8 protein-coding genes are annotated in these 7736 nt (G+C 70.4%); 4 read left to right on the plus strand and 4 right to left on the minus strand.

All coding sequences use genetic code 11. The features are described 5' to 3' along the window. On the minus strand, positions 1-1515 hold a 1515-nt coding region (locus VIR15_RS15920; protein ID WP_331929474.1), incomplete at its 3' end, for a DEAD/DEAH box helicase. 243 nt (positions 1516-1758) lie between these two features. Between VIR15_RS15920 and VIR15_RS15925 the strand changes: the two genes are divergently transcribed. Beyond that, positions 1759-2472, plus strand: coding sequence for a ferritin-like fold-containing protein (locus tag VIR15_RS15925; protein WP_331929476.1), 714 nt, complete (start codon positions 1759-1761; stop codon positions 2470-2472). A 114-nt stretch (positions 2473-2586) separates the two neighbouring features. On the opposite strand, the gene VIR15_RS15930 is transcribed toward VIR15_RS15925, so the two are convergent. From VIR15_RS15930 to VIR15_RS15940, 3 genes are all read right to left on the minus strand, one after another. After that, positions 2587-2856, minus strand: a complete 270-nt coding sequence (locus VIR15_RS15930; RefSeq protein ID WP_331929478.1) for a GlsB/YeaQ/YmgE family stress response membrane protein — start codon at positions 2854-2856, stop codon at positions 2587-2589. Positions 2857-3069: 213 nt separating this feature from the next. After that, positions 3070-3291, minus strand: a complete 222-nt coding sequence (locus tag VIR15_RS15935; RefSeq protein WP_331929480.1) for a DUF3107 domain-containing protein — start codon at positions 3289-3291, stop codon at positions 3070-3072. A 57-nt stretch (positions 3292-3348) separates the two neighbouring features. Further along, positions 3349-4035 (minus strand): TetR/AcrR family transcriptional regulator, encoded by a 687-nt coding sequence (locus tag VIR15_RS15940; protein WP_331929482.1) that lies wholly within the window; start codon positions 4033-4035, stop codon positions 3349-3351. 103 nt (positions 4036-4138) lie between these two features. Between VIR15_RS15940 and moeB the strand changes: the two genes are divergently transcribed. The 3 genes from moeB to VIR15_RS15955 form a co-directional block, all read left to right on the plus strand. Then, positions 4139-5317 (plus strand): molybdopterin-synthase adenylyltransferase MoeB, encoded by a 1179-nt coding sequence (gene moeB, locus VIR15_RS15945; protein WP_331929484.1) that lies wholly within the window; start codon positions 4139-4141, stop codon positions 5315-5317. Further along, entirely contained in the window at positions 5317-6030 is a 714-nt protein-coding gene (locus VIR15_RS15950; protein ID WP_331929486.1) for an MGMT family protein, read from the plus strand. Before moeB ends, VIR15_RS15950 begins: the two co-directional genes overlap by 1 nt. 160 nt (positions 6031-6190) lie before the next feature. Continuing rightward, positions 6191-7736, plus strand: a 1546-nt coding sequence (locus tag VIR15_RS15955; RefSeq protein WP_331929488.1) for a UvrD-helicase domain-containing protein, incomplete at its 3' end; no start/stop codon positions are given.

The raw sequence follows: 7736 nt of genomic DNA on the forward strand, positions 1-7736 counted from the left end.
GCCGTTCGAGTCGGATGCGACGCTCGCAGCGCCGGCGCCCGCCACGGCAGCCCCGGCTCCTCGCGTGCGGCGCCGGTTGCGAGCGCGTTTGGGACGGCTCTCCGCTTCGCTTCTGCCGTCACTCGAGGCATCGCGGCGACCCGTCCCCGGTTGCCGTCGTGCTCCTCGGTCCGCGGACCGGCCCTTGCCGTGACGCCCGCCCGTCTCGCCGAGGTCCTCGATCTCCTCGGCGTCGAGGCCCGCGCGGGTCTGCTCCGACTTGCCGAGGAAGCCCTTGGCCTCTGCCGGGATGTCGAGGTCGACGTAGAGGTGCTCGGAGCTGGAGTAGGTCTCCTGCGGCTCGGGGATGCCGAGGTCGAGCGCCTTGTTGATCAGCGCCCAGCGGTGCAGGTCGTCCCAGTCGACGAACGTGACCGCGACCCCGGTGTTGCCCGCCCGGGCCGTGCGGCCGATCCGGTGCAGGTAGGTCTTCTCGTCCTCCGGGCACTGGAAGTTGATGACGTGGGTGACGTTCTCGACGTCGATCCCGCGCGCGGCGACGTCGGTGGCGACGAGGATGTCCACCTTGCCCTTGCGGAAGGCCCGCAGCGCCTGCTCGCGCGCTCCCTGGCCGAGGTCGCCATGGATGGCGGCAGCGGCGAAGCCCCGGTCGACGAGGTCCTCGGCGACCTTCGCCGCCGTCCGCTTCGTCCGGCTGAAGATGATCGTGAGCCCCCGGTCCCTGGACTGGAGGATCCGGGCCAGCATCTCGACCTTGTCGAGCGCGTGAGCCCGGAAGACGAACTGCTCGACGGCCTTGACCGTGTGGGCGTTCTCCGTCCCGTCACCCATGGCGCGAATGTGGGTGGGCTGGGTCATGTAGCGGCGGGCGAGCGCCACGATCGCTCCCGGCATCGTCGCCGAGAAGAGCATGGTCTGGCGTGACGGCGGCGTGAGCGCCATCAGTGTCTCGACGTCCGGGAGGAAGCCGAGGTCGAGCATCTCGTCGGCCTCGTCGAGGACGGCGACCTTGGCCTGGGACAGGTCGAGGCGGCCCTGCTTCGAGAGGTCGATGAGCCGCCCCGGGGTACCGACGACGACCTCCACCCCACGCTGGAGGGCCTCGACCTGCGGCTCGTAGGCACGACCGCCGTACACGGTGAGCACGCGAATGCCACGGTTCTTCCCCGCGCGCTCGAGGTCGCCGGCCACCTGGACGGCGAGTTCACGCGTCGGGACGACGACGAGCGCCTGGGGCTTCCCGGGACGCGTCAGCGCTTGGTACCCCTCGTCGCCGGGGGCGACGATGCTGTTGAGAATGGGCACGCCGAAGCCGAGGGTCTTCCCCGTCCCGGTCTTGGCCTGGCCGATGATGTCGTGGCCAGCCAGCGCCACGGGCAGGGTCATCGCCTGGATGGGGAACGGATGGGTGATCCCGGCCTCGGCCAGGGCCGAGATGATGTCGGCGTGGACGTCGAAGTCCCCGAACGTGAGCTCGGGGGCAGGCGGGTGCGCGGTGTCGCTGGACTGGGTCATCACTGTCTTTCGATCGGCACGAGCACCACACGCGAATGCGGGAGCTCAGTGCAGGAGTCGTACTCCGGGCCGATCGGGGAGTCAGTCCGTTGGTCTGAGACGGGCTGAGATGGTCTGAGATGGTCATCGAGCCGACCGGGCACCGCATGGTCTCACCCAGTCTACCGGTACGTGCGTGCGCGACTGTCCGCTTCCCGACGACGCCCCATCTTCTCGACACCAGCCGTTCACTAGATTGGCGCCATGAGCGACGCCGAAGGCCGCGTACAGCGGCGGCAACCAGACCGCGACCTGAGCGACTCCGCGTACCGGGCGGCCGTGGTCGACCTGCTGGGTGCGCTGGCCTACGGCGAGTTGCGGGCCTTCTCCCAGCTGGCCAGGGACTCCGAGCTCGCCCCGACGCTGGGCCACAAGTCCGCCATCGCGCTCCTCGCGGCGCACGAGTTGCGCAGCTTCAGGCTGCTCCGGGAGCGACTCGCCGACCTCGGTGCCGACCCGCAGGAGGCGATGCAACCGTTCGTCGAGGCTGTCGATGCCTTTCACACGCGCACCACAGCCAACGACTGGCTCGAGGGCCTGGTCAAGGCCTACGTCGGCGACGGCATCGCCCAGGACTTCTACCGGGAGATCGCCAACTACGTCGACGAGGACACCAAGGCGCTGGTCCTTGCCGTGCTCGAGGACCAAGGCCAGGCGGACTTTGCGGTCTCGGCGGTCCGCCAGGCCATCACCGAGGACGCGAGGGTTGCCGGACGGCTCGCGCTGTGGGGACGCCGCCTCGTCGGCGAGGCGATCACGCAGGCCCAGCGAGTCGGCGTCGAACGGGATGCGCTGGCCGGCCTTCTGGTCGGCGCCCCGGGCAGCGGTGGCGCGGACCTCGCCGAACTCGGCCGGATGTTCGTCCGGCTCACCGACAAGCACACCGAACGCATGGAGCGGCTCGGACTGTCCGCCTGAATCATCGACGCGCCCGAGGGATGCCGTCAGCGAGATCGCTTGCCGAGAAAGGCCGAGGACCCGGCCAGCACGGCCGGGTCCTCAGGGAGCCTCGTTCCAGACGAGAGCCAGTCGTCACACGGGCCGACGGGACATCCGGCCGTAAAGCATGATGCCGAGCGCGGCGAGGATGGCACCGACGATCCAGTACCACCACTGCACTCCGCCGTTGTCGTTCTCGTATCCGAAGATGGAACCGAGAATGAACGTGGCGGCGAGCGAGGCGACGATGCCGATGACGATGGTCATGAGGATCGAGATGTTCTGTTTGCCCGGGAGAATGAGTCGTCCCAGGGCACCGATGATCAAGCCAGCGATGATGGCCCCAATGATTGCCCCAAGCATGCAGCTCCTCCTAACAAAGCCCACCATGGGCGTTAGCGGACCGGCTGTCCCGGCCCGTCTCCACCCAAGCACGTACCCACACGCGCGGCTTGAACCACGCCGAGCTCATTCCGTTATGAAAGAGAACAATTCGGGATCATTTCGGTTGCGGTCCCGTATCGGGTCGGCTGACCGCAGCTGACGGAGCCAGGCGAAGTCGCCGGAACGCCCCCCTCAGTGGACGCCGAAGCCGACCCCGGTCTTGCGCTCCGCTCCGGTGGTCACATAGCCGATCGAGGCGCTCGGCACCATGATGCGGCCGCCCTTGTCGTCAGTGAGCTCGAGCAGCTCGGCCGAGCGCGCAGCCTTGACCGCCGCGACGAGCTCGTCGGCGGTCAGCGTCGTCTCGAAGGTGATCTCGCGTGCCACGTGCTGCACGCCGATGCGGACCTCCACGGTCAACCTCTTTCTCGTCGTCAGTCGGGGCCGATCGGATCGTCCCTCTTGACCACCTTAACCAGCGGTCGATCCGACCGATTCCCGTCCCGCCTTGCCGCCCTTGCCGACCGCCGGGAAGGCGCCGAAGCCGCGGCGGATCAGCCCACTCGTGATCCGGATCGCGGTCTCCTTGGTGATGGTGTCGACGTGGTCGAGCCAGTGCCGCGCCGAGGTCTGTGCCAGCCCGACGAGCCCCACGCCGACGAGCACGGCCTCGTCGTGGTCCATCGACGTCTCGGCCCGGATGATGTCGGCCATGGCCTCGGCGCACGTGAGGTCGACCTGGTCGAGCCGCTTGCGCACCTCCGGCTCGTTGGCGAGGTCCGACTCGAAGATGAGGCGGAAGGCTGCGCCCTCCTGGGCGACGAAGTCGAAGTACGCGTTGACCATCGTGTTGATCCGCGCCTTGTTGTCCTTGAGGGCGAGCGCGTCGCGGACGAGTTTCTCCAGCTCGGTCGAGTGCTGGTCGACGAGGGCGAGGTAGAGCTCGAGCTTGCCGGGGAAGTGCTGGTAGAGAACCGGCTTCGACACACCCGCGCGAGCGGCGATGTCATCCATCGCGGCTTGGTGGTACCCGTTCTCCACGAAGACGCCGAGGGCGGCGTCGAGCAACTGGGCCCGACGCTCGGAGCGCGGCAATCGCTGACCGCGCTGCATCGTGGGCTGCGTCGGGGGCTGCACAGTCGGCGTGTCGTCGGGCATGGAACCTCTTGCTTCAACTCGGGCATCGGGCCCTCCGCGCCGCCGGCCGGCGACGGTCGGACGACGATGTCGTTCTCACCATACCGACCAGTACCGTGGTGGCATGCCGTTCGAACCACTGGTCAAGACGGGTCGACCGCTGTCGGGGGAAGAGGTCACCCGCTACGCCAGGCACGTCCTCATCCCGGGCGTGGGCCGCGAGGGGCAGGAGCGACTCGCCGCCGCCAAGGTCCTCGTCGTCGGTGCCGGTGGCCTCGGCTCGCCCGCGCTGCTCTACCTCGCAGCGGCCGGGGTCGGGACGATCGGAGTCGTCGACGCGGATGTCGTCGAGCTGACGAACCTGCATCGTCAGGTCATCCATTCGGACGCCGACCTCGGCCGGCCCAAGACCGAGTCCGCCGAGTCCGCCGTCCACCGCGCCAACCCGCACGTCGACGTCGTCCGCCACGACGTGACGCTCGACTCGAGCAACGCCCTCGATGTCATCCGCGACTACGACGTCGTCGTCGACGGCACGGACAACTTCCCGACGCGCTACCTCGTCAACGACGCCTGCGTCCTGTTGGGCAAGCCGCACGTCTGGGGCTCGATCCTCCGCTTCGACGGCCAGGTGTCGGTGTGGTGGAAGGGCCATGGGCCGTGCTATCGCTGCGTCTTCCCGGAGCCGCCCCCTCCGGGAGCCGTCCCGAGCTGCGCCGAGGGCGGCGTCTTCGGAGTCATCTGTGCCGCAATTGGATCGGTCCAGTCGGCCGAGGCCATCAAGCTCCTGCTCGGGATCGGCGAGCCGCTGACCGGCCGCCTCCTCGTCCACGATGCCCTGCGCCAGACCTGGGACACACTGACGGTTCTGGCCGACCCGTCCTGCCCCGTCTGTGGGGAGAACCCCTCGGTCACCGAGCTGATCGACTACGTCGAGTTCTGTGGAGTGCCCGGGGCGCCCGCCGCCGACGAAGGAGCCGTCCCGGAGGTCTCCGTCCGGCAGCTGGCCGACGAGCTCGCCGCGAGCGACCCGCCGCTGCTCGTCGACGTGCGCGGCCCGGAGGAGCGGGCCATCGCCTCCATCCCCGGGGCCGTCCCTATCCACCTCGACCGCTTCCGCAGCGGCACGGCCTGGGACGACCTGCCCCGCGACCGTCGGGTGCTCATCCACTGCAAGGTCGGTGGCCGCTCAGCCGAGGCGACCCGCCTCGCGCTTCGAGCCGGTTACACCGACGTGGCCAACGTCGCGGGCGGCGTCATCGCCTACCTGCGGGAGATCGACTCCAGCCAGCCGGAGTACTGATGGAGCAGTACGCGCAGCGGGTCCTCGAGGTCGTCGCGCAGATCCCACCCGGGCGTGTCGTTGCCTACGGCGACATCGCCCGAGCGCTCGGCGAGGGTGGCGCCCGGAACGTCGGCACCGTCATGAGCCGCTACGGGTCCGACGTCCCCTGGTGGCGCGTGATCCGCGCCGACGGTCGCCCGCCCCAGGGGCACGACGCCATCGCCATCGAGCACTGGCGCGCCGAGGGCACGCCCATGGTCCGTGGCCTCGTCGACGGGGGCCGCGCGGACATGGCCAGGGCGCGCTGGTCCATTCCCCGGGCCTCGCCCGGGCCTGATGGCTCGCGAGGCGCGCTCCACCACGTCGAGCTCTGGGTAGCCGACATCGCCGCGGCCAAGCGCGAGTGGGGCTGGCTGCTCGGCCGGCTCGGCTACCGACTCGGTGACGACTGGGGCCATGGGCAGGCCTGGGAGCTGGGGTCGCTCTACCTCGTCATCGAGTCCGGTCCCGACGTGGCACCGGGCCGGCACGACCGCGTCCGCCCGGGACTCAACCACCTCGCCTTCCACGCCGGCTCACGTGGTGACGTCGAGGCCGTCGTCGCCGACTGCGACGAGGGAGGGTGGACGCTGATGTTCGCCGACCGCCACCCCTTCGCGGGTGGTGCCGACCACTACGCCGCCTACCTCGAGAGCACCGAGGGCTTCGAGGTGGAGCTCGTTGCCCAGTGACGGTCAAACCCTCATGCCGTATGCCGCTGAGCCCGCCACCTGCCCACGGTCCGTCGGGCACGGGGCGGGTTGAGCGGCATACGGCTGCATCGTGACGACACGCCGCCAGTGGCGCTCGGTGGGTCCACGGTATGTCGGACGCTCGTGATGGAATCCTGCCGTGGTCATCCTCCGACGTGCACCGGCGCAGCGGGTCGCGGAGGTGTGCCTCGACGAGTCCCAACAGCGTGCGGTCGACTCCACCGCCGCCGTGCTGCGCATCCTGGGTGGTCCCGGGACGGGCAAGTCGACCCTCGCGGTGGAGCTCGTCGTCCACACCGTTTCGAAGGGCGCCCGCCCGGACGAGTGCCTTGTCGTGGCCGCTACCCGGGCTGCCGCAGGGGTGTTGCGACAGCGGGTGACGACCCGGCTCGGGGGCACGTCGACGCTGCCGCTCGCTCGCACGTGGCAGGCCCTCGGCTTCGGCATTCTGCGCGCCGAGGCGGCGCTGCGCGGCGACCCGGCGCCGAGGCTGCTCAACGGCCCCGAGCAGGACGCGATTCTCCGCGACCTCCTCGCCGGTCATGCGTCTGGAGACGCCCCCGCCCCGGAGTGGCCGGCCTCCGTTCGGGACGCGCTCACCACCCGCGGCTTCCGCAACGAGCTGCGCGACCTCCTCATGCGCGCCGTCGAGCACGGCCAGGGTCCCGAGGATCTGCACCGCCTCGGCCGCGAGCTCGGCCGACCCGAGTGGGTCGCCGCTGCGCGGGTCCTGCGCGAGTACGACGAGGTGACCTCGCTGAGCAGGCACGGTTCCTATGACCCCGCCTGGGTGCTCACCGCGGCCGCCGATGTGCTCGAGGACGTCCCCTCGGCGCTCGCGCGCCTGCATGAGAGCCTGCGCTTCGTCGTCGTCGACGATGCCCAGGAGATGACCTCCGCAGCAGCCCGGCTGCTTCGAGTCATCGCGCGCGGCGGCACACGGATCGTGCTCATCGGAGATCCGGACTCGGCGGTCCAGACCTTCCGCGGCGCCGATCCGCGCTTCCTCGCGAGCGGCTGGGAAGACCTCGGCTCAGCCCCCGGGGCTGGTCGGGAGACGGTGGTGCTCGACCGTGGGCACCGGCTGCCTGAGGCCGTCGCCGCCGTGGCCAACCGGGTCACGCGCCGGATCGGGGCGCTCGGCGGTGGTGAGCAGCGCAGGTTCACGACACTCGGTGCTGCCGGGCAGGTCGACGTCGCGCTGCTTCGCTCCGTCGCGCAGGAGACGAGCCATATCGCTGCGGTCCTGCGACGCGCCCACCTGGTCGAGGGGATGCCGTGGACGGACATGGCCGTGGTCGTCCGGGGAAGCGCTCGCGCGGCGTCCCTGCGTCGCACTCTTGCCCAGGCCGGCGTGCCGGTCACCGCCGCCAGCGCGGAGACGCCCGTCCGGGACGAGGTCGCCGTGCGCCCGCTGCTTGCCCTGCTCGAGGAAGCCGTCGCGGTGGCTCGCGATCCGGGGCACGTCGTCGACCCGGTGCGGGTGGCCGATCTCGTCCTCTCGCCGATCGGGGGGTCCGATGCGGTTGGGCTGCGGCGACTGCGCCGGCTGCTCCGGCAGGAAGAGCTCGGCGGGGGAGGTGGCCGGTCGAGTGACGAGCTGCTCTCCGACCTGGTCCGCGACCCGCTGTGGGCCGGGCGCCTCGGCGGGACGGGGCGACCGGCGGCCCGGATCGCAGCGGCGC

Origin of the sequence: Intrasporangium sp., from assembly GCF_036566125.1 — a bacterium.
Taxonomy (GTDB): domain Bacteria; phylum Actinomycetota; class Actinomycetes; order Actinomycetales; family Dermatophilaceae; genus Intrasporangium.

Coding starts and splice junctions, on each gene's coding strand:
- VIR15_RS15925 (WP_331929476.1), top strand. CDS start 1,759: ATGAGCGACGCCGAAGGCCGCGTACAGCGGCGGCAACCAGACCGCGAC.
- VIR15_RS15930 (WP_331929478.1), bottom strand. CDS start 2,856: ATGCTTGGGGCAATCATTGGGGCCATCATCGCTGGCTTGATCATCGGT.
- VIR15_RS15940 (WP_331929482.1), bottom strand. CDS start 4,035: ATGCCCGACGACACGCCGACTGTGCAGCCCCCGACGCAGCCCACGATG.
- moeB (WP_331929484.1), top strand. CDS start 4,139: ATGCCGTTCGAACCACTGGTCAAGACGGGTCGACCGCTGTCGGGGGAA.
- VIR15_RS15950 (WP_331929486.1), top strand. CDS start 5,317: ATGGAGCAGTACGCGCAGCGGGTCCTCGAGGTCGTCGCGCAGATCCCA.